Source organism: Mesorhizobium sp. M0145, from assembly GCF_040322355.1.
GTDB lineage: Bacteria > Pseudomonadota > Alphaproteobacteria > Rhizobiales > Rhizobiaceae > Mesorhizobium.
In genome coordinates this window covers 1-563 of sequence record NZ_JAMYTK010000074.1, presented here as the reverse complement: position 1 = coordinate 563, position 563 = coordinate 1, and the positions used below count along the sequence as shown (strand labels likewise).

The 563-nt window shown below is 59.1% G+C and carries 1 protein-coding gene; it reads left to right on the top strand.

Features of this window, described 5'->3' with window-relative positions; all coding sequences use genetic code 11:
• Window positions 1-225, top strand: a 225-nt coding sequence (locus tag NKJ28_RS32955; RefSeq protein ID WP_352638604.1) for a hypothetical protein, incomplete at its 5' end; no start/stop codon positions are given.
• Between the last annotated feature and the right edge of the window lie 338 nt (window positions 226-563).

The following is a 563-nucleotide window of genomic DNA, read 5'->3' as shown; positions in this document are numbered from 1 at the left end:
TCCGCTAAACACGGGGGCTGCGCGGCGGACACGCCGACGTCACCGCAATGCCACGCCATTTTGCAGAACTTGACGCACACAACTGGATTCGAACTCCGCGCTTGGAAAAGCGTCCCTCTCGTCTTCACCGTGCAGGCCGCTTACTCTGGGCGGCAGAGTGCCCTTCCGCGCTTCGCCAAACCTGCCGTGGGAAAAGCCTTGCCGTTTTTTCCGGCAGGGCTTTGATCAGATCGCGACTATTAGTGATTTATGCTGGAACTGGTTGCGGAGGTTGGAGTCGGACCGATTTGCGCCGATTAAGAAGCCCGTCAGCAAACGAACTCGGTCACAGCACTGTATTGGCGGTATCCCTCTAGCGACTTGAACGCCCCGGCCGTTGCTTAGGTCGCGCCCACCCTTTTGCACGCGCCCCCCTGCCCGGCCGTTGAAGACAGTGTGCTGAAGGTTCTGCAAAAAGTTTTGGAGAGAGAACGGCGCTTGCTCTGAGGGGCGAGCGGCCATGGCACGGTGGTGACATTGCGATCACCGATTCCCGTGGAAGGGGAAGTGCCATGACCAATCGA